Below are 24434 nucleotides of genomic sequence, written 5' to 3' on the forward strand. Positions count from 1 at the left end.
GCGGCCGTGGCCGCCGAGCCCGGTTCCGACCGAGCCGCACCCCACCCACAACGCATGCATGCCTGCGCATGTCGACATCTCATGGAAGGAGGTGGTGTCCGATGTCGACGCTGACGATCTCCCACACCGCCGAAGAGGGCACCTTGTTGACCGGCACCGCCCGCGGCGACGGCACCTACGAGCTCATGGAGGCCGTACGGAAGGCGATCGGGCACTGGCGGTGGTCGCGCAATCTGGACGGCTGGTATGTGCTGTCCTCGCGTGATCGCCAGCCCAAGCAGCTCTACATCGACTACGCGGCGAAGAAGCTGCGCGAGGCCGGATACACCGTCGAACTCGACATCGACCGTTCCGCGCGTGCGACCGAGGACGCCGAGGCCGCCCGCGCCGCACGCCAGGCCGATAGAGTGGAGGCGTTGCAGGACAAGGCGTCACGCAAGGACGCCCGCGCTGCGGCCGCGGAGGCCGCGAATCAGCGCGCCCACGAGCAATTACCGCCGTTCGGAGAGCCGGTCAAGATCGGTCATCATTCCGAACGCCGGCATCGCAACGCGCTCGACAGGTCGTGGAAGGCGTTCGGGCGTGTGGTCGAGGCCGGTCGTGACGCCGAGCGTGCCCACCAGCGCGCCGAGTCCGCCGCCCACACCACCGACCTGCGCTATTCCCCGCGCACGGTCGCGAATCGCATCGAGACCCTCGAGGCCGAGCAGCGCGGGGATCAACGCGTCTTGGACGGGCACACTCGCCGCTTCCTCGACGGCCGCGGCGAGGTCTATCAGACCGAGACCACCGGCCCGGCGACCGGTGAGTATCGGGAGCGGGTGATTGCCCGGATGACCCAGCGTGAACGCGATATCGCCTACTGGAAACAGATCCGCCAGGCCCAGATCGATGAAGGCTTGACCCCGGGTTGGGGGCGCGAGGATTTCACGGTCGGGGACTTCGTGCGCGCGCACGGGTCGAGCTGGCGTCAGATCACGCGGGTGAATCCGAAATCGGTGTCGGTGGTGAACCTCTCGCTCTCACCACAGTTGCTGCACACGATCACCGCGAAGATGACCGGGCACCGGTGGATCACCACCGACGACACGGTGCGCTTCCACGACGTCACCGCCGTCATGACCGAGGCCCAGGCCCGCGAACGGTTCCCCGACATCTTCGCCGACCTCGACGCCACCGACCCGCCGGCGCGCCCGAAACGCAAGCCCGGCAGGACCAAACTCGAGCACCGCCACGGACTCCAGGCCGAGTACTGGTCCTGGAGCATCGACGGCGTCGACTACGACGCGGCCTGGCCGCACCCGCCCTACTGGTACGCCACCCCACCCGAACCCATCACCGAACCCGGCACGGTGCGGTTGCGCGCGCGCCGCCGCGAGGACAGGTTCGTGCACGGCGACCCGGTCGAACTGCCCGTCACCGAGTTCCCGATCGCCGGGCCGGTGCGCTGGCCCGAAGAAGTCCACAACCAGGTCCGTGCCCTGGTCGAGGCCCGCACCTACCTTCCTGCTGCCTGAGGACACCGGCACCGCGGGCTACACCGGCATGACCCGCCCACTACACATCGCAGACCACATGCGTAATCCGTTGTCCCACTGTCGAATCAACGACGCGCGTGCGCCGCCTTCGACGGTCATCGGCCGGTTTCTCGCCGCCGCGTTGGTGTGTCGCGAGGCGGCGCGCACTGTTCCCTGTCCGCACCAGATCGGAGTTACAGCAATGGGTTTCCGTCCTGTCCGTTTCGCCGAGGCGTCGATGCCCGGTTCGCCCTTCTTCGTCGACCGGCTCGGTGGGGAGGTCCGGTGAGGGGCGCGGTGGCCTGTTCGGTGCTCGTGCGCGGGCTCACCGGAATACTGACCGATATCGACGTGCGGGTCGCGCCGGGACTGGATTCGGTCGTCGTGTTCGGCCCGGAGCGTGACCGGCTGGCCGCCGGGGTCGACCGTGTCCGCGCGGCGGTCCCGGCGTGCGGGTGGGCATGGCCGTCGGGCCGGGTGCGGATCATCGTCACACCGTCGACGGCGCCGTCGATCGAGGGTGCCCACGACCTCGCGATGGCGGTGGCGGTCCTGGCCGCCGCTCACCCGACCGCGATCAGCTCCTCACGCCTGGCCGGACTGGTGCTGTTGGGCGGACTCGCCCCCGACGGGCGATTGCGTCCGCTGCGCGGGATCCTGCCCGCGGTCCTGGCCGCCCGAGACCACGGACGGTCGCTGGCGATCGTGCCGCGCGCGAACCTGACCGAGGCCGCCCTCGCACCGGGAATCGACGTTGTCGGGGCCGAGGACCTCCGCGCGGTCGCGGCCTGGCTCGGCGGGGCCGACAACGCTGTCACTCGCCCCGCCTTCGTCACCGCCGCAGCGGAGTACACCGGCAGCGCTGAGGTGGATCTGAGCGCGGTCCGGGGACGGTACCGGGCGCGATGGGCGCTCGAGGTCGCCGCCGCGGGTGGACACCACCTGCGCCTGATCGGACCACTGACCGCGGGGTTCGGCGCCCTGGCCCGACGCCTGCCCGGCCTGCTGCCGCGCCCGACCGAAGCCGAATCGCTCCAGATCCGGGCGATCGCGTCCCTGGCCGGCACCCTCCCCGCAGGGCCGCTGTCCTCGATCGCCGCCCGCCCCTACGTCGAGGTCCACCACTCCGCCAGTGCCCGGGCGTTGTCGGGCAGCGCCACCGCCGCCCGGCCCGGCGCGCTGGCCCGCGCGCATCTGGGTGTGCTGCACCTGGAGTCTTACCCCGACCTGCACGACCGCACCCTCGAAGCGCTGGGTGCCTCGCTCGAGGACGAGGAAGTCGTCGTGGCCGACCGCGACCACCTACTGCGGATGCCGTGTGCCACCATCGCGGTCCTGACCTCGCACGAATGCTTGTGCTACGCGAGCTCCGCGACGGCCTGCGCGTGTCCGCCCGCCGCCAAGGCCCGCCACCGCGACCGGCTGGCTCGCGTCCTGGCCGAGCGGGTCGCCATCACGATCCGCGACAACCCCGACGAACGCACCGGTTTCGGTGACCAACCGCCGGAGTCCAGCGCGCAGGTCCGCGGGCGGGTCACCGCCGCCCGCCAGAGCGCGGCCCGACGCTGGCGCGAGGACGGCCACACCCTCAACGCGCACGTCCCCGCCGCGCTGCTGCGCGCGCGGTTCCCGCTGTCGCGCACCGAGGCCGCCCCGTTGGAGGCGGCGCTGCGGTCGGGCGCGATCACCCGCCGCGGCGCGGACCAGACCCTCGCGGTCGCCGCGACCATCGCCGACCTGCGCGGCGCGGACCGTCCCAGCACCCACGACATCGTCGAAGCCCTGCACCTGCGCGGCGCCACCAGGCCGTGACACACCGCGCAGCGCCAGGGTGTTCGCTCCACCATCTGCCGGCCCAGTCGAGGAGTTTTGTCATGTCCACACCCGCTTTCGTCGACCCGCCCGACACCGACACCGACATCGATCGCCGCGCCCGCATCGAGCGGGCCCGTGCGATGGCCGAGGGGTTCGTGTTCGGCGCGCTGGGCATCCACCACCCCCACGCCCGTGAAGCCGATATCGCCCGCGCGTTCGCCATCGCCTACGCCGACCGCCTCACCGAATGCCTCGACAACGACCCGGATTTCGTGCCGGGTCCGGCGCAGGCGTGGGTCGCGTGGCAGACCACCGGCGACCTGACCGCCGACCTCTCCCCCACCAAGACGATCGCCAGGCGGGTGCCGGGATTCGAGGAATACGAGAAGGCGTTGCGCGACCGGACAGCCTCCTGGCTGTGTGCCGAGGCGCTCGGGTATGTGCGCGGCTGGTGCGACGCCGCCGGAGTCGGCTCCGGCGAAGCGGTCGACTTCGCCCACGCCTACGCCGTAGCGGTCGCCGCGGGAGGCTCGCGCCCCAACATCGCCGACGCCTGGACCAACTGGCGCGCCGGGCGCCCCGTCACGGCGATGGGCCACTGACCGGCCGACCACACCTCACATCCACACCGACCGAGCGGCCATCACACGCCGATTCACCACCAGCAGAACGGATTCCCTATGCCCAACACTGACCTGTGCCCGTTCGCGGCGGTGACCGACCCGCGGCGGCTGGCGTGGGCGCTGCTGCCGCCCGCGGCGCGCGGCCCGTCGAAGACCTTCTGGCACCTGGTCGACGAGCTCGGTGTCGAACAGGCCGCGACCGTGTTGAGCACCGGCGCGGTCACTGGAGAGGTCGACCCGGCGGTGCTGGCTCGCTCCGATCCCGACCGCGCCGCGGCTGGTTAGGGCGAATTCTGACGTGTTTCAGCGTGAATTCGGGCGTCATTGGTGCGGGGTCAGGGCGGGTTCTGAGCGAGAAATTGAACACCGCCCCTGGCCCCAGCGGCTGGCCCGCAACACCTACGCCGTTGCCCGGACCGATCACCTCCGCGAATTCCTGGGGCGCCAACCATCACATCGCCGACCACGGCGTCACCGCCGCTCTCTCGGCCCGCCACGTCTACCTCACCCCCGGGGACCTGCCGGGACCAACCGTTTTCCGACGCCCCCGACTGACCGACCGAACGGAGAACCCGTGATCGACACCTTCGCCTGGACCGCCACCCCTACGAACGACGGCAGCGCTGACCTGGCCCTGATCGCCACCGGCGCCGCCACCGCCCTGGACACCGTTGCCACCACGGTGCCCGCGCACCCGATGCTGCGCGAGCCCCGCGACCGAGTCCGTGCCGCGCTGTACAACAGCGACGCCGCCTATCCGAACGAGCCGTACAGCCTCTACCGTGTCGGCGGTTCCGCCTACAGCGCGTCTCACGATCTCGCCGCCGCGCTGGCCGTCTACCAACTCGCCACCGACCCGCCCTGGCAGGGGTTGCTCGACCAGATGCTGTTCATCGCCGAACTCAACCTCGACGGCAGCCTTCGCCCCCGGCTCACCCCCGAGGCCCTGGCCGGCGTCATCGCCGCCGCCGAACGGGCGCAATTCCGCTACGTGGTCACCGCCCGCCCCGCCGACACCGAGGCACTGGATCGACTCGACGCCCTCACCGTCGTCACACCCGCCGATCTGGAAGGCGTCCTGAACTGGCTCGACGCGATCAGCCGCAGCCGACCCATCCCGGCCTCGACCAGACCGGACGCGCTGGGCATGCGCATCGCCCACCAGTACGGTCCCGAGATGATCACCGGCCTGCGGGCAGCACACAACAGCGTCGGTGTCACCGCGCCAACGGTCACCGGCGACTCCGATCCGATCGCGCACACCCGGATCGAGCCCGCCGTGACCGATTCCCCGCAGCCGCTGGAGAATCTGCGGTCGGCCATCGCGCACTGGGACGCAGAGATCAACGACCTGTACCAGCGGTGGGAGGGCGTCGACGAGGTCGATGTCGCGCTCGGTACGGCTGTCCATGACGCCGGTACGGCCGTCATGGGATTGCTCGACGACCTGAACCGAGCCGCGGCAGGGTCTGATCCGTTGCGGTCGCGGCAGCTGGGGCGGGCCGCGGTCGAGTTGCACGAGGCGATCGAGTTCTCCACCGAGCTCGACGACTACGACTACGCTGCTTGCCTCGACATCCACGACCGGCTCGCCCCGGCGGTCGCGCTCGCGCACCGGGTGGTGACCGTGCTCTCCGCACCCGAGACCGATCACGGCTTCACCAACGCCGAACTGATCGAACACCTGCGCCAATTCCCCGCGCACGAGCCGGCCCGCTACCCCGACCTGACCGCCCCTGACCACAGTCCGCCCTCACCAGACGCACCCGACGCCGACCACCCCGTGGATTCCGGACCCCAGGACCTCGTCCCCACCCTGCATCCCGATCACGTGCACGAACTGCGGTCCATCCTGCGGCAGTTCGAGAGCATCGACCCGCTGCGGGTCGACCCGATCGACGCCGCCGAACAACGGCTCAGCGACTTCCTCCGCGACAACAGCTGAGTCCTCTCGCGCCCGGCGGGTTGCGAAGGTCCTCGAAGGGAGATCGACATGGGTTCGACCGGCTACTACGTGACGTCCTCGACCGACACCCACCGCTTCGTCCTGGATGCGCTGCGCGAGAACCTGCGAGACGGGTATCGCGTCATCGCGCACTGCCGCCACGCGCTCGGCCGGCGACGTCGCGGGGGCTGGTCCTATGCCCTCTACGCCGCGGTCGCCGACACCACCACCACACCGGTGACGGTGTCGGCGCACGTGCTGCTCTACTCGCGCCATCGCCGCGGCAACGAGTCCGAGATCATCGTCAAGCATCTACACGAGACCGAAGGCCCCGCCGACCACGAAGGCGTGACCCGCAGGGTCCTGGAAGCGCTCACCACCACCGACTACCCGGAGGCCGCCGATTGGCGGGCCGCGGCGATCCGCCACCACCGTGCCGTGGCCGATGCCCGCCGTCGCGCGGCAACAGCGGTCGGCGCCGTCATCCGGTTCGACCGCCCCTACACCTACCCGCGCGGCATCGGCGAGGTCCGACAAGTCCTCGTCGACACCCCGACGCGGTGGCGGCGCGCGCAGATCACCGACTCCGGCATCCTGCCCGAAGGGCCGCCACTGTGCGCCGCCCCGGGATGGGCGATGCGCGAATACGAGATCCTGCACCCACCCGAGACTCCTGCTCCCGCCGCCACACGCCCCTGACACCCACGCGGCCTCGCCCTCGGATCCATCCAGCCGACGCCGCACTACGGCGGCGATTCCGTCTTCCACATCCATCCCCGTCACCGAACCCCGCGCCCTCGGGCCCGGTGACCTTTCCCTGTTCGGAGGTCGATACGTCATGGGCAGACTCACCCGCGCCGAGGCCGCCGCGCATCGCGAAGCCCTCGCCCTGACCGAGTTGCACCGCGACCTGGACGAGGACGAGAAACGGTTCGTTCTCACCCACTACCAGGAATCGGCGAACCAGAACCAGCCCGGCGGCGCGTTCTTCACCCCGACCGACCTCGCGGACTGCATGTCCCTGGACGTGGTCGGCAACCGGGTCATCGACCTGTGCGCCGGCATCGGCGCGCTCGCGTTCGCCTGCCGCAACACCCACCAGCAGTACAACGGGCTACCGGCCCGCGAAATCGTATGTGTCGAAGCCAATCCCGAATTCGTGGCCGTCGGGATGAAGCTGGTCCCCGAGGCCACCTGGATGTGCGCGGACGTGTTCGCGGCGAGTCGGCAGCGGTGGCGGATGTTCGACACCGCGATCGCCAACCCGCCCTTCGGCAACCACCCCCGCACCGCCAATGCCCCCGGATACCGCGGCCCCCGCTTCGAATACCACGTCATCGCGCTGGCAGCGCACTTCGCCCGCCACGGAGTCTTCCTCGTGCCGCAACCTTCGGCCCCGTTCCGCTACAGCGGCGGCCACCGGATGCGCGAGGGGCTCGGTGACGCCGAGTACAAGCGGTTCTCCTCCGGCACCGGCATCGCCCTCGAGCCCGGATGCAGCGTCGACACCGCCTACCACGACCCGTACTGGCATCAACGCCCGGTCCGCACCGAGATCGTCACCACCGACTTCGCCGACACCGCCCTCGCGCGTCGACGCCGCGCCCGCGCCCGGCACCCGGGCGCGCTCACACCGCCGCGGGAACGTCACACCCGCGCCGGCTGAAAAACCGGGCCTCGCCCCGTGCCGTCATGCTCGGTCCCCCTTCTACCCTGCCGTTCGGACAGGAGTCTGGATTCGTCATGCCCACACCAGGTTTCAGCCTCAGCATCCACACCAACACCACCGACTACGGGGCGGCCTACACCCTGTTCGCCACCGACGACGCCCCGCTGACCGGGCAGGTGTTCACCGACATGGGCGAACACCTCGTCACCGTCGACGGGATCACCGAACGCCGGTCGATGGTCGTCGTGCGGTTCTTCGGCCTGCACACCGGCGGCGAAGCGTTGGGCAATCCGCGCGTGCTGGCGAAGTTCTTCCCCGGCGAACCCGGCAGCGGGGCGGCCGCGGCGGTGTGCCTGGGCGAGCCCGGACGCCTGCACATCACTCTGGGCCACCCCCTGGCCGCCGCCGACACCGATGTGCGCGAGCTGATCACCGACACCGTCCTCGAGATCGTCGCTGAGTTCCTGACCGACGAACGCGCCGCACGACACCGCCATCACTGCGCTGATCAGCGCCGCCAGGACGCCTCCCACGCCCTGGCCGCCCTCGATGTCCTCCAGCAACACGGATACCGACGCCTGGCCGCCGCCCGCGCCGAGACCGACGCCTCCTGGGCGCTCGTGCAGACCCTGCCCCAACAGCAGCAGCGGTGACGCCCTCCCCGCCGCCCGATCACACCCTCCGAGAGGGAGGTTCGACGATGACCGAGCTCGATCTCGCACTCACCCCCGCCTTGCTGGCCGACCTGCGCTCGGTGCTCGCCTACGCCGAGGTCGGCGAGGAACGCGACTACGAGGATTGCGACCACCACGCCCGAGCTCATCACATCCTGCACCCCATCCGCGGGTTGACCGCGTGGCTCGACCACGCGCCGCCCGCGCCGCGGTCGTTCGTCTACATCCAGCAGGGCGGTACGAGCACCGAGTTCTACCTGCATTCCTGCGACACCGCCGCCGAAGCCGAAGTCGCGCCGTGACTGCGCCGACGCGGGCGACAACCGCACCACCGCGATCGTAACGATCCCCGCCCTGACCAGCGACCAGCTCGACGCCGTCGAGGAACTGATCCAGCAGCTCGCCGAGCTCACCCACGCCCGCACCGGCGAGAACGAACCCGCCGCCGCCTGAGCCCGCGCCGCATCCCAAGTCCCCGCACACGCCACGCCCCTCCCGCTCGACGGGGGTGTCGCGTGTCGTATCCGTCTGTCCGAGAGAGAAACACACCGAGATGTCGATCGCTTCGGCAGTGCGTCACGCCGAGCAGGGTGACCTCGTCGCTCTGCTCAACAACCAGCCGGCCGCCAAACTCGACATCCCGGCCCCCGCCACCACCTTGCACACGTCCGATGGATCGATCGAGCAGGCCGGGGTCGAGTGGCTCGACAGCGCCCCAACGGCGGAGAAGATCCTCTGCCTACATTCAGCAGGGCGGCGCACGCAACAAGTAGCACCCCGGACAACGATCCGACACCGGACCCGGTTAGCAACTTCACGCACGGGATTTCGTGGTCTATCCCGTTGTCCGTAGACTTGAGGCGGAGAAAGAGCCCTCGGGCTCGAGTGCCGCACGGCGCTCACCCGAGGGTCTTCCTCACCAGGGGCCGGATCCTGTCAGTTTCCTAGGCTAGCCAGAATCCCGCCCAATTTCGTGATTGCCGCCAGCACGGTCACCACCGCGCTGGCGGCGTCATCGTTTCCGATGACGTTCGCCAGGATCGAAGCGATCGATACAACTCGCAGGCCGATCACTATTGCCTGCCCGCCTCGTCTAGCGAGGGTGCCAGCGATCTCGCGACCGCGTTCGAACCCGCCCATGGACCAACTCATCGATGAACTGCGCCCTCTCGCTCCGGCTTCTAGAGCCTTCGACATCCGCGCCAATCGCCGCGGACAGGGACCGCACCGACCGCCGACAGTCGGGACGCCCCAATCCGCCGCGCTTGCGTCGAATCCTCTACGGAGACAAGCGAAACGAGCGAGTCGAACGGCGGACCGACCCGACACCCGAAGCCGGTCCACTGCCCGAGAACTCTACTGGGACTCCACCGACAGGCCGACCATCCAAGCACGGACAACCCCCACTGCACACTCCTGGCTACACACCCCCAGGAAGTGGCCATCCAGGCGGCTTCCGAAAGCTGGCTCTACTCATAGATCAACAACAAGGGACTACATAAACAGAGCACATAGCTATTACAAGGGGTGATGGAGGCGGATCCAGTTAGGGATAGACTGGAAGCGAATCTCAAGCGAATCTCAAGCGAATCTGAACCGGATCAAAGCCGGTTCGATCGACACCTCCCTGCGACCAAGGTCACGCCACCGTGAGCCCTTCAGAGCAATAGCGCATGGAGTATGACATACCTCACTTTTTTGGCAAATATTCGGTGACCTGGGCGAATTGGGACGATCTCACCGCCTACCGAACAACGCGGCCTTCATGACTTTCCGCTGGCCGCGGCGCACGTGACTCGTGCGGTCGCCGTGGCCCAGGCTCCTTTCGCGCTGGACACGACAACTTTCTATTCGTCCGCCGGTCGGCATCGCATTACCGATCTAGGCGAACATGTGGCACCGCTACCGGTGCTGAACCAGCGCCGCCTCGCCACCGTCGAATGATGTCCAGCAGCACTGCTAGCGGCATCTGGCCGGTGCGCGCGCCAGGCCAACGCTTATCGGGCGATCACCCAGGCCCCACAGCGACAGAACTGTCCTTCCGCGCGCCTGAGTACGCACGCGAGCTCGCACCGACCTGTCCCACCCCCAACCTCTACACGCCGCACCCCTGCCATTCGACAGGGGTGTGGCGTGTCGTATCCGTCTGTCCGAGAGAGGAACACATCGCTATGTCGATCGCTTCGACCGTCCGTCACACCGACCTGGGCGACCTCGTCGGCCTGCTCAACGACCAGCAGGCCGCCAAACTCGACGTCCTGGCCCCCGCCTCCGCGCTGCGCGCCACCGACGGGTTGATCGAGTTGGCCGGTGTCGAGCCGGTCCTCGACGAGCGCGGATTCACCGCCGTGGACGGCCTGTATCGGCCGACCGGGGCGGCGGACTCGCACCTGGGGTCGAAGCTGAAGATCCCGGCCGGCTACCTGAAATCGCTGCGCGAGATGCAGCGCACCGATCTCTACGACGCCAACGTCAACGGCCTGCTGCACGGCCCGACCGACCCGCGCCTGCCCGGCGGCCCGGACGAGCGCTCGTTCCTGCTGCGCCTGTTCACCCCCGGCACCGGCGGCGAGCCGGGGCTGTTGCGGGCGGTGCTCTCGGACCGCTACGGGATCATCGACAACCTCGACGTGCTCACCGCCGTCCTCGACGGTATCCGGCTGGCCGACACCGACGTCACCGTGCGCTCGTGTGACCTGTCGGAATCCTCCATGCACTGCAAGGTCGTCTCCCCGAAGATCCACGCGCTCGCGCCGACGTTCCTGGACAACTACCGGACCCCGTTCGCCAACCCCGAACTCGAGGCCGAACGCCGCCGCGCCGCCGGGGACATCGACCGATGGCGGCGCGTGGCCGCCCGCGAGGGACGCGGCTACCGCCCCGGGGCCGAGCCGGTCGTGTTCGCGGGGTTGCGGTTCTCCAACTCCGAGATCGGTCACCACGCCGTCACGTTGAAACCGGAGCTGGTGGTCCAGATCTGCGACAACGGGCTCACGCTGCCGATGTTCGCCTACACCAAACGCCATGTCGGGGACCGCCTCGAGATCGGCGCCACCGGCTCCTGGTCGCAGGACACCCAGCGCAAACGCTTGGCCGTCATCACCGCCGAGACCCGCGACAAGGTCTCGGAATGGATGTCCCCGGAATTCCTCGACGCCCGGGTCCAGGAGCTCGAACGCCACGCCGGGACCCCGGTCACCGCGCCCGAACGCACCCTCGAGGTCATGGGCAAGAAACTCGGGTTCACCGAGGACGAACGCTCCGGCATCCTGTCGCACTTCATCGCCGGCGGCCAACTCACCGCGGCCGGGATCGCCAACGCGGTCACCAGCTACTCCCAGACCATCCCCGACCCCGACCGCGCCGACACCCTCGACGACCTCGCTCTCACCGCGATGACCCTCGTCTAACCCCCGACGCCTCCCCCGGTCACTCGCCCCACCCCTGTCCCCTGCCCCTACATGTCTCGAAGGAGTTGTGCCTCATGGCCGAAACCACCACCACCCTGACCCGCGAGGAGTTCGCCACCGCCGAGCACTTCGGCGCCGCCGGACCGGTCGACGCGCTCGACGAGCAGACCGTCATCCGCTGGCGCGAGCAGCACCCGGACTGGAAGGCCAAGCACTGGGGCTACACCGACCCCGAGGCCCCGCACGGCGCGCGGCGCCTGCGACCGATCAACGTGGCCACCCGCACCAAGAAGTAGCACCGGTGACCACGGCCAAGCGGAAACTTCTCCTGCCCGCCGGTTTCGACGCCGTCACCGACATCCTCGGTCTCGACGCCGAGGGCTGCGTGATCATCCGGTTCGCCGGGGAGTACACCGCGGTCCTGACCCCGTGCTGTCAGGCCAGCGGCAAGGGCAGCAGCGACGCGTACTCCGGGGTGGTGTGCCGGGCCTGCTACCGGCCCGTGCCCGCCAAACACGGCGGCATCCACGCCGAGATCGCCGTCGCCCGCGACGACCTCGACATCGCCCTCGAGACACCCCGCACCGCCGATCCCGAGCGCGGGTGACCGAGCCCACCCGACGCCGTTCATCGAAGTCCCCTCCCCCGAGGCAGGGACCGGCCGGTCCAAAACCGGCTGGCCCCTGCCTCTTTCACGATAGGAGCCCATCTCGATGCCCACCGACACCGACACACCCATCACCGACCCCGACCTCGACCAGCAGGCCGACGGCCAGGCCGCCGACGCCGACCCGCGCCCCGGTCCCGAACCCGTCACCGCCCCGGACGATCAGGGAGGCTCGGATCCCGGCGTACCCGGTGCCGACGCCGAGAGCACCCCGGACACCGGCCGGTTGTGCACGGGGCCGACCATCGACCCCGCCGAGCTCGAGATCCCCGAGAACGTGCGCAAGGACTTCCGACTCGAGGACCACCCCGAGGTCACCGAATCCATACGCGAACACGGCGTCAAGGATCCGATCCTGGTGATCCGCATGCCCGACGGACGCCTGCTGGTTCGCGACGGGCAGGTCCGCACCCTGACCGCGCTGGCGTTCGAGCTGCCCGAGGTCCCCATCTATATCCGCGATTTCGACCCGAGCGTGGACCCCGCCGAGGCCGAGATCGAGCGCATCTTCGAACAGATCACCCTCAACGACCGCCGGATCCCGATCACCAACGGCGACCGCGCCGCCGGGATCACCCAGGCCCTCGACCTCGGTGCCTCGGTCACCCGCGTGGCCAAGGCATTGCAGACCAAACGCGAGCAGGTGCGACTCGTCGGCAAGGTCGGCGCGTCGGCCACCGCGCGCAGGCTCATCGACGACGACCAGTACGACCTCGCTCACGCCGCGGTGATCGCCGACTACGAGGCCGTGGGCGACGCCGACGCGGTCACCCGACTGCTCAACGCCCGCAAGGGCGTGTTCGACTACGAAGCCAACAAGATCAAGGTCGAACGCGCCGAAGCCCGCGCCTACCTCACCGACGCCCTCCCGTATGCCCAGGCCGGCCTCGCGGTTCTCACCGACTACCCCGACACCTACCACCACGACGGAGAGCTGCTGTGCGCGGCCGAGATCGTCACCGCCGAGGGCCAAGCGATCGAGTTCGCCCACATCGCCACCAACCCCGAACCGTGGCTGGTGTGGCTCGACACCGATCAGGAGCCGGTGTGGGTCGAGATCGCCACCGGACACCGCATCGACCCCGACACCGTGGACTGGAACACCCACGAACACCCCGACACCGACCCCGCCGAGGGGCTGCGCCACGCCCGCGAGGTCGAAGAACGCGACCAGGTCGCGCCCGAGTACTTCCTGCCCCGCGAACACCTCGACACCGTTGGCCTGTACGCACTCGCCGACCTGAAATCCGAGACCGACACCACCGACGCCGAGAGCGAGGGCGAGGGCGAGGCCGGGCAGGGCACCGGCACCGAAAGCGGCTCCCGTTTCGCTCCGGTCGACGACGAGCAGGCCGCCGCCCAACGCCGCGCCGACGCCGAACGCCGCGCCGCGGCGGCCGAGGCGGCGGCCGAGATCGAACGGATCGCGCGACGGCGCACGCGCGAACTCAACAAGCTGGGTCTGGCCGCGAAGGCGACCCGGATCGAGTTCGTAACCCGACTGCTGGCCCGCAAGACCCCGCCCACCCAAGCCTCGTTGTTCATGACCCGGTCCCTGCTCGCCGACCCCGCCCTCACCGGTGAATACCACGCCTTCGGCAGCGCGCTGAAACTGCTGGGCATCGAGGGGTATCGGACCCGCCACGACCTGCTCGCCACCCTCGAGACCACCAAACCCGCACGCGCCCAGGTCATCGCGCTCGCGCTGCTGCTCGGCGGCTACGAACACCGCGCCGACAAGGACCTGTGGCGCTACGCCGATTCCGCGGTGCGCCGCTACCTGGAATTCCTGCGCGAACTCGGCTACCCCCTCGTCGAGGTCGAACTCGCCGCACTCGGAGAGATCAAGGCCGAGAGCATCGACATCGACAACCCCACCGGCACCCAGCCCCAGCCGGACACGGCCTCCCGCGACGCCGACGAACCCGACCCCGACGAGCAGAATCTGCCCGCCGCGGCCTGACCCGCCCGCCCCGCACCCGGGTTCCCGGCGCGCGCCCGCACACCCTCGCGGGCGCGCCGGGAACCCCCCGGCCCGCTTCGCGGCATCCACCGAGGAGTCCGTAGTGACCGCCCCCGACCGACCCGCCCTCCACACCGTCCGACTCGAAGGACCGCGCCGGTGACCATCACAGAACATCCTCCCAGCGCCGCCACGATCACCGACCCGCGCGCCGCAGCCTTGGCCGCCGCGGCCCACGGATGGCCGGTGTTCCCCGTCCGACCCTGGGCCAAGAAACCACCCGTGTTCAAACGCTGGCCCGAACACGCCAGCACCGACCCCGACCGCATCCACGCCTGGTGGGACCGAGACCCCGCCCGCAACATCGCGATCGCCACCGGCCCCGCCCGGCTCTGCGTGATCGACCTCGACCCCCGCCACATGACCCCGCCCGCCGACGGGTTCTCCGACGCGCTCTCGCGCTTGGCCCGCCGACTCGACGCGCCCGTGCCGATCACCCGGACCGTGGCCACCCCGCACGGCTGGCACCTCTACTACCACGCCCCCGACACCCCCCGACTCCGGTGCAGCATCGGGCTTCTCGGCGACGGCATCGACACCCGCGCCCACGGCGGCTACGTCCTGGCCGCCGGATCACGCACCCCCGCCGGTGACTACACCCTCACCGGCCACCACCAGGTCGCTGACCTGCCCCCGTCCCTGCTCACCCTGCTCACCCCACCACCACCGCCCCCACGCAACACCCAGGGTGACGTACCGACCCATCCCGACGCCTACCTCGCCGCGATCCTGAACGCCGAAGCCCACCGGGTCGCCACCGCACCCGTGCGCTTGCGCAACCACACCCTGTTCCGCGCCGCACTCGTCCTCGGCCGACTCGTCGCCGCCGACGAGATCACCGACCACCACGCCCGCACCGTGCTCACCGACGCCGCCGCCGGGCACATCGGCATCGAGGGCTTCACCACCGCCGAGGCCGACCGCACCATCGACAACGGACTGCGCTACGCCCGCAACCGCCCCCGACACCTACGACGATGACCACCGCCAGCCCCCTGGCCCGAGGCTGCGTTTGAGGCGGGGGCAACTCAACCGGCCGCCGCTGAGGAAGGCCGGGGATGGTGATGCCGCCGGACCGGAGGGGGTGGTCCGGCGGCACCGACAACTCACGGCCCGACAACGTATTGCGACGGGCCCCGTAGCCGCGCGCATCGGCGGCCACGGGAAATCCTATCGCCTCCACGGATGCACCGACCGAGTTCCCCCGCGCCCTACGGGGTTCCGACTCCGTGTGTCGGCCGGATGGCGGTCCTCGTCGGAAGCCTCGACCAGACCGCACAGGGGTCAGGAGCGCATCGTGCGTAGCGCGTCCATCGCGCCGGTCACGATCTCGTAGTAGGTGGCCGCGGGCTTCGGGGACACGGTTAGGCTGGTCGGAACGGCGTGCGCAGCCGATGCGCCGCAGGGGGACGATGTGACTGTTGCGTTGATAGCGGCCATCACCGGAGTTCTCGGTGTCGTTCTCGGGCGGATGTGGGACCACCGCTCCGAAGCCTCACGCTGGCGTCGCGACCAGAAGATCGCCGGCTACCAACGGTTCGTCGAACAGTTCAGAACCACCTGCGAACACATCCGCACCGTCGCCCTCGCCGACCACACGCCCGCCGAGTTCGCCGAGTTGGTCACCACCGCACGCACCGAAACCGCCGGCTGGGACGACGCCTACGCGGTCGTGCGGCTCATCGGCTCCCGCCCCGTCGTCGTCGCAGCGGCTCAGCTCGACGCGGCGATCACCGACCTGTTCGACACAGCCCAACAGCACCAACACACCCGCGAACAATGGGCGTCGAGCCGCCGACCCACCCACGCCGCGTTCGCCACCTACATCATCGCCGCGCGCCGCGAACTCCGCCTCGAGCCGGTGCCCGCCCAGTACTACCCCGAGCTCGCCTCGCCCCCAGACCGATGAACCTCGGCGGCAGTGGCTCGGCAGTCCACAGGGTCCCGCTCGGAGAAATCATGATCAGCGTCCACATCGCGACCGCAGGCGTTCTGGGAACACCCCTTCGAGCAGCAAGACGCGTCCGAACAGCTGCTTCTCGCCGCACCAGATGCGCTCGACCACGCCCAGCGGTGACAGGAACGCTGATCAGGTGGCAAATGTGCTGATCAGCCACACCCGGGCTGCGGTGTACGCCGCCAGCCAACTTCCGGCATACTCAAACAGGTGTTCGATAAACGGCGTGGTTGGGATGTGTGGCGACCGTTCTCGCCCATGCGTCCGGTCTACGTCGACATCGACATGGTGCTTCCCGCCCCGGACCCGGACAGGGCGGTGCCGCGCCGTGTCGCCGAACACGGTCTGCGTCTGAGCGGACCGATGCCGGGTCTGCTGCGTGCCTGGCATCGGCTCTCGACCGGCGCGTGGGTCGCCAGCGTCGAGGTGCCGGTGCGGACCGGGGACCACTGGGTGTTCCTCGACTTCGTCACCTCCGCCGACGCGGTCACCCCCCGCGAGGACGACACCGAGTTCCCGCAACGCCCGACCAACCAATGGGGCCAGCCGCTCCACGACTGACCGCCGACCAGCGGGACCCCCGCCCCGCGCGCGTTCGAGTGTTCCCAACCGCCTACCGCGCAGCCGCGCGCCACTGCCGCTCCGCTGCCCGCGCGGTCGGTGACAACCCAGAACGCTCTCGGCACGGGGATCTGCGCGCGCCACGCACTGTGAGGTCGGTCGCTCGGCCCTGTTCTCAAAACCTGCCCCTCGCCCCGGCTTCACCCGCGGCGATCTGCCTGTCGCTCGGCTGTCGAGTCGGCGCGCGAAATCCCTGTGATCGGAAGGAGATGACTGTGTCGGTCGAGGTCGTGGTGGTGTGTGACGGGATATCCGCGCAGCCCCACGTGAGCGTGTATCTCGACGGTGTGCCGGTCGCGGCCACGTCGTATGTGATCGATGCCGGTGCGGGGTGGGAATGGGGAGACTGGCGCGAGTTCCGCGACGAAGCCCTGTCGTCTCCCAGCAGTCCCGCGTGTCGCGCGGAGTTGCTCGACGTTTTCGATGATCCGCCCGGCGGGGAGTCCATGCTGGGCCGTGACCGCACGCCCTGGCTCGACGGCGTCGACCCCGAGGACCGGTTCCCTTCGCGCTACCGGCTCACCGGAGCGCGCACCGTCGTGGTCGGCGTGCCCGCCGGAGCCGACATCGACGCCGTCGCGCGCGGGTATCTGCGTGAGCACCTGCGCGAGGGGCAGCGTCTGCTCGACCACCACCGGGTCCCGGCCGCCGACGCGGTCGCGCCCGGGACCACGACGCACTGGGAGACGGTGCTGACCGCCGCGATCGCCGATCCCACCGGCGAGGTCTCCGCGCACCAACTGCTCTACCGCCACGCCACCGAACCCGATGGTGACCTCGGGCGGCTCCGGGTCGAACTGGCCCACCGTCACGAGATCGAGGGCAGTCCCTTCTACCGCGGGCTCGACGCCGGCCTGCTCGCCTGCCTGACTCCGGCCGGCCGAGGCCGGGCGCGGTGGTGGCGGCGTCTGGTCCAGCAACACGCGACACCACCGGATACCGGGAAGGACACCTGAGCACGATGAATCACGCAACTGCCGGCCTGTGGTTCCCGCGCGCCGAGGTGCTCGACCTCGCCGAGCACGCGATGGCCGCCCCCGACCACGACCTCGACCCCTACGACGAAACCGGGACGAAGGCGCCAGCGCTGATCTGGATCCACGACATGGGAGGCATCTACCTGGTCAGCAACGGGTTGCCCCGACAAGCACCCACCGCCGCCGATGACCCGACCAACAAGATGCACGTCGTCTACGCCCACGGCCACCGACCCGGCCGGCCTCGCCACTACCACCCCCTGCTGGCCGGCCACCATTTCGATCACATGCGGCTGACCACCACCCTCGACGGAGCCGAACCCACTCTCCTCGACCTGATCCGCGACACCGACACCGACCCCGGTGCGTGGTTCGTCCTCATCGTGCGCAGCGAGGGCGCCCACGCCCAGATCTGCGACACCGGCCCGTCCTGAAACACCGAACACGTCACCGCGGGCCGACCCGACCGGTCTGCTCAAGCAGGCCGAAGCGAGTCGCGTTCTCCCGTCCACGACCCGCGCGCCTGGAGGTTTCCGCATGCACGATCACCCCTCGAATCCGTCGACCCCGGACACTGTCCCGTCACCGGTATGCCCGGACGCTCCCGCCGAGGCGGTGTTGCGTGTCCAGTTCTGCCGCGGCGAGGACGATCTCACCGCTCACCCCGGCGGTGAGAGCGAGGCGAGCGAGGTCCGTCTCTGGGACGGTGAACTGTGTCTGGCCGCGATCGTCCGAGACCGCGACGGGTGGCGCTACGGCGCAGCTGACTGCGGACACCGGATCGCCGACGAGCAGGTGCATGCCCGCTACGGCGACTGGCGCGAGGCCCTGCACGCACTCACCGGTATCGCCGTCACCACCCCGCAATGAGCTCACAGCATCGTGTCCGGTTCCCGCACAACATCCTCGGCCGGTCACGCCCCCACCCCGCCTGGCGAGGTGGAGACCCTCTTCTCGAAAGGACCGTGGCCGTAATGGAACACCTGCCGCACGCGACATCCGTCCCCAACCACCCGCCCCCGCAGCCCGACCCGACGCCGGACGCCGGGCGCCGGGGCGGTTCCGGTTTCCTCGGCGCCGGCGGTCTGTCGTGATGATCGATGATCCCGGGGCGTTGCTGGCCGCGGTGGCGGCTACGCTCACCGAGCGCGCGGAGCCCAGGCTGCTCGCGCTGCTCTGGGCTACCGGCGACGCGGCCGGTGGGCTCGGCTCGTACCGGACCGTGGAGCTACCCCTCGACGCGTTCACCGAAACCGCCGAGATACCTGCGGCGATCGACGCCGTGCTGGCGCCGGTGCTGGACGCGGTCGCCGGCGAGCCGACCGAGACGGTGGCGTTGATCGTCGTCGACGCCCACCCGTTCCGGGGCTTTCGCCACCGATATCGACTGCTCGCCGAACGAGCCCGAACACGCCTGCCCGACCACGACCTCACCCTGGTCGATCTGTGGATCGTGACCGGACTGCGCCCCGGATCACCATGGATCGGCCTGAGCGTCAACACCCGTGGCGTCATCGAGCACTCGGCGCCCGAAGGCGACGACGACTTCACCCCCGATGCCGTGCGCGCCGCCGAGGTCGCGGCGCTGCTGGCCGCCCACCGGATCCCCGCCATCGACACCGCGCGAAAGCATCGGTCACCGCGCCGATCCCGGGCCCGGTGGCGTCGGATCCGCGACGCGGCCGCTGCCCTGGACACACCGCGACGCCTCGAGGTCGGCGAACTCGCGGCCCTGGCCGAAGCGCTGGGTGATCCCGACCTGCGCGACTACCTCTACGCCCTCGCCTCGGGTTCGGGGCGTCGCCGGTGGGTGGGGTTGTGGGAGGTGTTGGTGCGTGAACTGCCCGCCGGGCACCGCGCGGTGGCGGCGATGCTGCTGGCCATCACCCATCACGTCGAGGCCCGGCCGCGGCGGGCCCGTGCCGCGTTGGCCGTGGCGCGCACCGACCGCTGCGTGTCTGCGGGCCCGGCGCTGCTGCTGGCCGGTCTCGGCGACGACCCCGCCCTGCTCGTACAGATCACCCGCCGTCGCGGCCCGCTCAGCGCCGAACGCCTCGACCTGCCACTGCCCTGACCCGCGACCGTCGAACCCCCGGCCGGATCGGCGGTCCTCGCCGAGGACCGGGCCACTGGGGCGGTGGATGTCGGTAGATCATCTCGAGTGAGGAGTATTCGATGTCGCAAGACCATGGCCTGTTCCTCGCCGATGTCCTGGCGTCGAATCCGGGTCCGCCGCAGGGGCAGATCCGGATGTTGATGATGCGCACCCAGCTACGCGATGGTGTGCTCTACACCAGCGACGAAGGACAGTTCGCGACCGCGCTGCCGACCGGGTTCGACGAGACCACCGCCTTCGAATACGTCGCGGACATGGCACAGCTCTACCACCACATCACGCCGGCCTTCGCGGTGATGATCATCATCGATCCCGCTGCCGCGGACCCGGATCGCTCGGCCTGGTACCGCGACCTCGCGCAACGGCTGCGGCTGCGCCTGGCCGTCACCGGCGGGGAATGCACCCTCGGCTGGCTGCTGGCCGACCCCACCCAGGTGGACCGCCGCACCGACCTGTTGCCCGCCGACACACCTCCGCGGCCCGGCCGGGCCACCACCAGGTCCAGGCGTGAGCTCGTGCGCGCCTCCGAGATCGCCGCCATCCTGTCGACCCGGGCCACCGCCACACACCCCGCCGACCACCCGGCCGCCACCGCAGAGCGTGCCCTGTTGGTGGAGAAGGCGATCGTCGCGGTCGGCTCCGGTCGTGAGCTGACCGCGGTCGAATCGGCCGACCTCACCGTCGCTTTGACCGACCCGGTCCTGCGCGTTCACCTGCTGCGCACGACCCTCGGTAACGCCGGCCCGATCACGATGCCGTTGTGGCGGGTACTGGTCGACGGCCTGCCCGCCGGACACCGGGCACTGCCCGCACTGATGCTGGCCCTGGACCAGATCGCCGAGAACCGCGAGCTCTTCGCGCACCGGTGGCTACGGATCGCCCGCGCCGACCGCCCCGCCGACCCGACACTGACCCGCCTGCTCGGCTCCGACCGGCGAAGCCCCCGCACCGTGTACGACCACGCCGTGGGCCTCCTGACACACCACCGGGCACCGAACACCGCGCGCCCGTTCGACACCGGGACGCCCGAGCAGGTGTGAGCACCACGCGATCACCCCGGACCGCACACCCAGCACCACCGCTCGGGTGTCGCGGCCCGCCGCGGCGCGCATGTCCGAACACCGGTGCCCGCGACGCCCTCCGGCCACCACACACCCACCCGCCCCTCGAGGAGGCTGCCATGAACACCCACGCCACACTCAGCGATAGGCGGTTGCGGGCGTGGGCGATTCTGGCCCGCGCCGCGCTCACCGAGAGCACCGCCGCCCGCGCGCTCGCGGCCGCCCGCGTAGCGGGTCCCGGGATCGAGGACGCCGCGGACCGGATCGCGGCGCTCACCGGTGGATCGGGGTCGACGGTGGCGGTGGCCGACCTCGCCGCCCGCGATCTCGACCGCGCCGACCAGGCCGGGGCGTGGTTGCTCACCCGTGAGGATCCCGGCTGGACCGGACTGGGGCTCCACGACCTCGATCGGTCCGAGGGTTCCGCCGCGCCGGTGGCGGTGTGGGTGCGCGGCACGGTCGAGGCGGTCTCGGTCCTGACCCGTGTCGGTGTCGTCGGCTCGCGAGCGGTCTCCACCCGTGGTGCCCGCATCACCGGCGAGATCGCGGGCGCGTTGGCCGCCCGAGGTGTGCACATCGTCAGCGGCGGCGCGTTCGGGGTGGACGTCTTCGCTCACCGCGCCGCCCTGGACCACGGCGTCGCGACCACGCTGGTGTCCGCGGCCGGGATCGACCGCGTCTATCCCGCCGCGCACGCCGAGGTGTTCGACGCCGTCGCCGCGAGCGGGGCGGTCGTGTCGGAGTACCCGCCCGGATTCGGCGTCGACCGGACACGCCTGCTCGCGCGCAACCGTCTGGTCGCGGCCATGTCGCGCCAGCTCGTGATCCCCGAGGCCGGGATCCGCTCGGGCACCCTGTCCACCGCGCGGTGGGCGCACCGGTTGCACCGCCCGGTGCTGGCCGTGCCCGGCCCCGGCGCGACCTCCAGCGGTTGCGATCGGCTCATCGCCGACGGCCACGCCCGTCCTGTCCACTCGGTCACCGACGTGCTCACCGCGCTCGACGAAACCGCCGACCCCGAACCCCTCCGACACCGCGGCCCAGCGGTGCTCTGACCGTCAGCGCGAAGGCCGCGTTCGGCGAGCCGACACATGCTCACGCGAATTGTTCTGTCCCTGTTGATCATCGACCTGCAAGGAGTGCCACCATGGCCGGAGACACCGTCATCACCGTGATAGGAAACCTGACCGCGGACCCGGAGCTGAGGTTCACACCGGCGGGTGCGGCGGTCGCGAATTTCACCGTCGCCTCGACCCCGCGGTTCTTCGACCGCAACACCAACGAATGGCGCGACGGCGAGGCGCTGTTCCTGCGGTGCAGCGTCTGGCGCGAGGCCGCGGAGAACGTCGCGGAGTCGCTGACCCGGGGCGCACGGGTGCTCGTCAGCGGCCGGCTCAAACAACGCTCCTACGAGACCCGCGAGGGCGAGAAACGCACCGTCGTGGAACTTGAGGTCGACGAGGTCGGTCCGTCGCTGCGCTACGCCACCGCCAAGGTCAACAAGCGAAAGCCCAACCACGCCACCACGAGCAACGACAACGGCAGCGGTGATCGCTCCCGCGATCTGGTCGGCGCTGCCGCCGGAAGCCGCGGCGGCGACGATCCCTGGGGCGCATCCGGAGGCGGTTTCGGCGGCAACTTCGGTGGCGGCTTCGGAAGCGGTTTCGGCGGCGATGGCGAGCCCCCGTTCTAGAGACCTCGCCCGAGGATTGGCGCGTTCCGCCCGTTTGATGGTCGGGCTGCGCGCGCGGACACCGTGGAGCCGCCCCCGGCGATGACCTCACCTCGCGGACAGAGCCCTCGGGTGAGGGCGTCCCCACGGTCACACCCCGGTCCGTGCGTCGCTCCCTCGGCGAGGTCCACCGACACGACCGTCGGGCCTTCGCCGGTCCGGTATGCCGACTCCGGCAGCGGTCCCGCGATGCCCGAAACGTCGACCGTCGAGTCGACGATTCCGAGACCTAACCTATGTCCTCGAGCAGGGCGACTGGGAGCCGATCCGCTGGTACACCGTGCTCGGTCCGGACGGGCGGCTGTGGCGCGAGGACGGCGACCGCGGAGGCCGTAGAGGCGATGCACCCGGAGATCGACTCGCGCGTACCTGGCAGCGGATCCACTACGTGTCGGTGATGAGTGAAGAAACTCCCTGAATCGAACGGCGTGAACCCCGCCCCGGCAGCACCGGCCCCGTAGATCCGGCGACCGCCACCGCCGCGCCCCGTCTCCCCGCGCCGAACACGCGGCCGTGCACCGAGTTCCGCCGCCGCGTTCCCCGTAAGCCGCCCATTGTCCGCCCTCACCCCTCCTGGAGATCGACATGACCATTGCCCCAGTCGCCTTCGGCCCCGCGCCGGTCCCTCTGTCCGAGCTCCTGCCGTCCGCGGTCGCGGCGATCGGGTTGTCGGCGTTCGGTGCGGTCGAGCCGCGTCGCGCGAGCGCCGAGCTGGCCGCGCGACTGTCCGGGCTGTCCTCGGCGCAGTGGGCCTATCTGGGATTGGTGTATCGCGCTCACGCGCATTCCCCGGTCGCCGCCCTGGCGCGGGTGTTGGCCCTCGGCGACGCCTGCCCGCGCGCCGAACTCCATCACCCATCCGAAGAGCCGGTGCCGGGCCAAGACATCGTCGAGGCCGGCGTCGAGATCGAAGCGTGGGCGCGTCGGCCGCTGCGCGAGCCCGGCTACGACCTGCGTCTGGAAGCCGAGCCGAGCGCGGAGACCGAGGCCAGGCGCACCAGCCCGGATGCCCTGGCCCGGCGCGCCCGCCACCGTCGCACCATCCAGGCCCACCGCGCCCCGGTCGCGTCCCCGCTCGAACGCGGTCAAGCCGCGGCCTGACCGAGAAAGGGGGTCGCGATGAGCGGACCCGAAGCGCGGGAGGCGAACACGCTCCAAGCCCGGTTCCTGGGCCACCTGATCGCCCGCCTCGACGTCCTGGCCGAGCAGTCCGCCCCCTGGGACGGGCTACGGCGGCTGCGCGCGGTGATCGCCGCACGCCTGTCGGTCCTGACCGAGCACGACACCACCGCCGAAGCCGACCAGCAGATCGACCCCGACACGGGCACGGTCGGTCTACTCGCCGTCGAGCTGCATCGGCTGCGACGAGTCGCGACCGCGGCCACCCTCACCCTGCACGGAGGACACCGCCACGAACCGGTGCACATCGGCGCTGTCGGGCGCTGTCACACCGTCGTGCGCACCGCCGCCGACCGGCCGGTGCTGGTGCCGCTGCGGTTCATCGCATCCGTTCACCCGCACGAACCGGCCACCGCCCACCGGTGACACCACCACCGCGGCAGCGCCGCGAGCGCCCGGTTCGTGCTCACCGTCCTCGCCGCCCCTCTCACGTGGGCGGCCCGAGTTT

26 protein-coding genes are annotated in these 24434 nt (G+C 70.4%); 25 read left to right on the plus strand and 1 reads right to left on the minus strand.

Features of this window, described 5'->3' with window-relative positions; genetic code table 11:
- Nucleotides 1–101: 101 nt before the first annotated feature.
- From ON30_RS31100 to ON30_RS31140, 9 genes are all read left to right on the plus strand, one after another.
- Complete coding sequence (locus ON30_RS31100; protein ID WP_063719982.1) at nucleotides 102–1517, plus strand: DUF3560 domain-containing protein; 1416 nt, start codon at nucleotides 102–104, stop codon at nucleotides 1515–1517.
- Between the two features lie 285 nt (nucleotides 1518–1802).
- On the plus strand, nucleotides 1803–3329 hold the full coding sequence (locus tag ON30_RS31105) for an ATP-binding protein (protein ID WP_040713364.1): 1527 nt from the start codon (nucleotides 1803–1805) through the stop codon (nucleotides 3327–3329).
- 62 nt (nucleotides 3330–3391) lie between these two features.
- A complete protein-coding gene (locus ON30_RS31110; protein WP_040713365.1) occupies nucleotides 3392–3934 on the plus strand; it encodes a hypothetical protein in 543 nt (180 codons plus the stop codon).
- A 78-nt stretch (nucleotides 3935–4012) separates the two neighbouring features.
- Nucleotides 4013–4240, plus strand: coding sequence for a hypothetical protein (locus tag ON30_RS31115; RefSeq protein WP_040713366.1), 228 nt, complete (start codon nucleotides 4013–4015; stop codon nucleotides 4238–4240).
- 289 nt (nucleotides 4241–4529) lie between these two features.
- On the plus strand, nucleotides 4530–5900 hold the full coding sequence (locus tag ON30_RS31120; RefSeq protein ID WP_040713367.1) for a magnesium chelatase domain-containing protein: 1371 nt from the start codon (nucleotides 4530–4532) through the stop codon (nucleotides 5898–5900).
- A gap of 48 nt (nucleotides 5901–5948) precedes the next feature.
- Complete coding sequence (locus ON30_RS31125; protein WP_040713370.1) at nucleotides 5949–6599, plus strand: hypothetical protein; 651 nt, start codon at nucleotides 5949–5951, stop codon at nucleotides 6597–6599.
- Between the two features lie 139 nt (nucleotides 6600–6738).
- The gene (locus ON30_RS31130) at nucleotides 6739–7566 is read left to right on the plus strand and encodes an N-6 DNA methylase (protein WP_051030228.1); all 828 of its coding nucleotides are present in this window, start codon (nucleotides 6739–6741) and stop codon (nucleotides 7564–7566) included.
- A gap of 77 nt (nucleotides 7567–7643) precedes the next feature.
- Entirely contained in the window at nucleotides 7644–8222 is a 579-nt protein-coding gene (locus ON30_RS31135) for a hypothetical protein (RefSeq protein ID WP_040713371.1), read from the plus strand.
- Nucleotides 8223–8269: 47 nt separating this feature from the next.
- Entirely contained in the window at nucleotides 8270–8545 is a 276-nt protein-coding gene (locus ON30_RS31140; RefSeq protein ID WP_040713372.1) for a hypothetical protein, read from the plus strand.
- A gap of 634 nt (nucleotides 8546–9179) precedes the next feature.
- Here ON30_RS31140 and ON30_RS31145 read toward each other — a convergent pair.
- Nucleotides 9180–9383: a hypothetical protein gene (locus ON30_RS31145; RefSeq protein ID WP_040713374.1), complete on the minus strand. Its 204-nt coding sequence runs from the start codon at nucleotides 9381–9383 to the stop codon at nucleotides 9180–9182.
- A 1031-nt stretch (nucleotides 9384–10414) separates the two neighbouring features.
- Between ON30_RS31145 and ON30_RS31150 the strand changes: the two genes are divergently transcribed.
- From ON30_RS31150 to ON30_RS31225, 16 genes are all read left to right on the plus strand, one after another.
- Nucleotides 10415–11653, plus strand: a complete 1239-nt coding sequence (locus ON30_RS31150) for a hypothetical protein (protein ID WP_040713375.1) — start codon at nucleotides 10415–10417, stop codon at nucleotides 11651–11653.
- 74 nt (nucleotides 11654–11727) lie between these two features.
- Nucleotides 11728–11949 carry a hypothetical protein gene (locus ON30_RS31155; protein WP_040713377.1) on the plus strand — a complete coding sequence of 74 codons (222 nt, stop codon included), beginning with the start codon at nucleotides 11728–11730 and terminating at the stop codon, nucleotides 11947–11949.
- Between the two features lie 5 nt (nucleotides 11950–11954).
- Complete coding sequence (locus ON30_RS31160; RefSeq protein WP_040713380.1) at nucleotides 11955–12260, plus strand: hypothetical protein; 306 nt, start codon at nucleotides 11955–11957, stop codon at nucleotides 12258–12260.
- Nucleotides 12261–12366: 106 nt separating this feature from the next.
- The gene (locus ON30_RS31165) at nucleotides 12367–14283 is read left to right on the plus strand and encodes a ParB/RepB/Spo0J family partition protein (protein ID WP_040713382.1); all 1917 of its coding nucleotides are present in this window, start codon (nucleotides 12367–12369) and stop codon (nucleotides 14281–14283) included.
- Nucleotides 14284–14442: 159 nt separating this feature from the next.
- A complete protein-coding gene (locus ON30_RS31170; RefSeq protein WP_218006330.1) occupies nucleotides 14443–15324 on the plus strand; it encodes a bifunctional DNA primase/polymerase in 882 nt (293 codons plus the stop codon).
- Nucleotides 15325–15757: 433 nt separating this feature from the next.
- Entirely contained in the window at nucleotides 15758–16252 is a 495-nt protein-coding gene (locus ON30_RS31175; RefSeq protein ID WP_157183977.1) for a hypothetical protein, read from the plus strand.
- Nucleotides 16253–16510: 258 nt separating this feature from the next.
- Nucleotides 16511–16861: a hypothetical protein gene (locus ON30_RS31180; protein WP_157183978.1), complete on the plus strand. Its 351-nt coding sequence runs from the start codon at nucleotides 16511–16513 to the stop codon at nucleotides 16859–16861.
- 269 nt (nucleotides 16862–17130) lie between these two features.
- A complete protein-coding gene (locus ON30_RS40460) occupies nucleotides 17131–17877 on the plus strand; it encodes a hypothetical protein (RefSeq protein ID WP_051030229.1) in 747 nt (248 codons plus the stop codon).
- A 5-nt stretch (nucleotides 17878–17882) separates the two neighbouring features.
- Complete coding sequence (locus ON30_RS36675) at nucleotides 17883–18332, plus strand: hypothetical protein (RefSeq protein WP_051030230.1); 450 nt, start codon at nucleotides 17883–17885, stop codon at nucleotides 18330–18332.
- Nucleotides 18333–18435: 103 nt separating this feature from the next.
- Nucleotides 18436–18768 carry a hypothetical protein gene (locus tag ON30_RS31195; RefSeq protein ID WP_157183979.1) on the plus strand — a complete coding sequence of 111 codons (333 nt, stop codon included), beginning with the start codon at nucleotides 18436–18438 and terminating at the stop codon, nucleotides 18766–18768.
- A 223-nt stretch (nucleotides 18769–18991) separates the two neighbouring features.
- Nucleotides 18992–19972, plus strand: a complete 981-nt coding sequence (locus tag ON30_RS31200; RefSeq protein WP_040713388.1) for a DUF4192 family protein — start codon at nucleotides 18992–18994, stop codon at nucleotides 19970–19972.
- Between the two features lie 101 nt (nucleotides 19973–20073).
- Nucleotides 20074–21054, plus strand: a complete 981-nt coding sequence (locus ON30_RS31205; protein WP_040713389.1) for a DUF4192 family protein — start codon at nucleotides 20074–20076, stop codon at nucleotides 21052–21054.
- A 140-nt stretch (nucleotides 21055–21194) separates the two neighbouring features.
- Nucleotides 21195–22130, plus strand: a complete 936-nt coding sequence (locus ON30_RS31210) for a DNA-processing protein DprA (RefSeq protein ID WP_051030233.1) — start codon at nucleotides 21195–21197, stop codon at nucleotides 22128–22130.
- A 92-nt stretch (nucleotides 22131–22222) separates the two neighbouring features.
- Nucleotides 22223–22768 carry a single-stranded DNA-binding protein gene (locus tag ON30_RS31215; protein WP_040713391.1) on the plus strand — a complete coding sequence of 182 codons (546 nt, stop codon included), beginning with the start codon at nucleotides 22223–22225 and terminating at the stop codon, nucleotides 22766–22768.
- 624 nt (nucleotides 22769–23392) lie between these two features.
- A complete protein-coding gene (locus tag ON30_RS31220; RefSeq protein ID WP_040713392.1) occupies nucleotides 23393–23908 on the plus strand; it encodes a hypothetical protein in 516 nt (171 codons plus the stop codon).
- Nucleotides 23909–23926: 18 nt separating this feature from the next.
- On the plus strand, nucleotides 23927–24352 hold the full coding sequence (locus tag ON30_RS31225) for a hypothetical protein (protein WP_040713393.1): 426 nt from the start codon (nucleotides 23927–23929) through the stop codon (nucleotides 24350–24352).
- Nucleotides 24353–24434 lie beyond the last annotated feature (82 nt).

This window comes from Nocardia takedensis NBRC 100417, from assembly GCF_000308695.1.
Lineage (GTDB): Bacteria > Actinomycetota > Actinomycetes > Mycobacteriales > Mycobacteriaceae > Nocardia > Nocardia takedensis.

What these genes read in the sequence shown, in the direction of transcription:
- ON30_RS31150 (WP_040713375.1), top strand. Translation starts at nt 10,415, where the DNA reads ATGTCGATCGCTTCGACCGTCCGTCACACCGACCTGGGCGACCTCGTC.
- ON30_RS31210 (WP_051030233.1), top strand. Translation starts at nt 21,195, where the DNA reads ATGAACACCCACGCCACACTCAGCGATAGGCGGTTGCGGGCGTGGGCG.
- ON30_RS31125 (WP_040713370.1), top strand. Translation starts at nt 5,949, where the DNA reads ATGGGTTCGACCGGCTACTACGTGACGTCCTCGACCGACACCCACCGC.
- ON30_RS31220 (WP_040713392.1), top strand. Translation starts at nt 23,393, where the DNA reads ATGACCATTGCCCCAGTCGCCTTCGGCCCCGCGCCGGTCCCTCTGTCC.
- ON30_RS31200 (WP_040713388.1), top strand. Translation starts at nt 18,992, where the DNA reads ATGATCGATGATCCCGGGGCGTTGCTGGCCGCGGTGGCGGCTACGCTC.
- ON30_RS31225 (WP_040713393.1), top strand. Translation starts at nt 23,927, where the DNA reads ATGAGCGGACCCGAAGCGCGGGAGGCGAACACGCTCCAAGCCCGGTTC.
- ON30_RS36675 (WP_051030230.1), top strand. Translation starts at nt 17,883, where the DNA reads ATGAATCACGCAACTGCCGGCCTGTGGTTCCCGCGCGCCGAGGTGCTC.
- ON30_RS40460 (WP_051030229.1), top strand. Translation starts at nt 17,131, where the DNA reads ATGACTGTGTCGGTCGAGGTCGTGGTGGTGTGTGACGGGATATCCGCG.
- ON30_RS31140 (WP_040713372.1), top strand. Translation starts at nt 8,270, where the DNA reads ATGACCGAGCTCGATCTCGCACTCACCCCCGCCTTGCTGGCCGACCTG.
- ON30_RS31215 (WP_040713391.1), top strand. Translation starts at nt 22,223, where the DNA reads ATGGCCGGAGACACCGTCATCACCGTGATAGGAAACCTGACCGCGGAC.
- ON30_RS31155 (WP_040713377.1), top strand. Translation starts at nt 11,728, where the DNA reads ATGGCCGAAACCACCACCACCCTGACCCGCGAGGAGTTCGCCACCGCC.
- ON30_RS31135 (WP_040713371.1), top strand. Translation starts at nt 7,644, where the DNA reads ATGCCCACACCAGGTTTCAGCCTCAGCATCCACACCAACACCACCGAC.
- ON30_RS31195 (WP_157183979.1), top strand. Translation starts at nt 18,436, where the DNA reads ATGCACGATCACCCCTCGAATCCGTCGACCCCGGACACTGTCCCGTCA.
- ON30_RS31110 (WP_040713365.1), top strand. Translation starts at nt 3,392, where the DNA reads ATGTCCACACCCGCTTTCGTCGACCCGCCCGACACCGACACCGACATC.
- ON30_RS31145 (WP_040713374.1), bottom strand. Translation starts at nt 9,383, where the DNA reads ATGGGCGGGTTCGAACGCGGTCGCGAGATCGCTGGCACCCTCGCTAGA.
- ON30_RS31115 (WP_040713366.1), top strand. Translation starts at nt 4,013, where the DNA reads ATGCCCAACACTGACCTGTGCCCGTTCGCGGCGGTGACCGACCCGCGG.
- ON30_RS31130 (WP_051030228.1), top strand. Translation starts at nt 6,739, where the DNA reads ATGGGCAGACTCACCCGCGCCGAGGCCGCCGCGCATCGCGAAGCCCTC.
- ON30_RS31100 (WP_063719982.1), top strand. Translation starts at nt 102, where the DNA reads ATGTCGACGCTGACGATCTCCCACACCGCCGAAGAGGGCACCTTGTTG.
- ON30_RS31165 (WP_040713382.1), top strand. Translation starts at nt 12,367, where the DNA reads ATGCCCACCGACACCGACACACCCATCACCGACCCCGACCTCGACCAG.
- ON30_RS31205 (WP_040713389.1), top strand. Translation starts at nt 20,074, where the DNA reads ATGTCGCAAGACCATGGCCTGTTCCTCGCCGATGTCCTGGCGTCGAAT.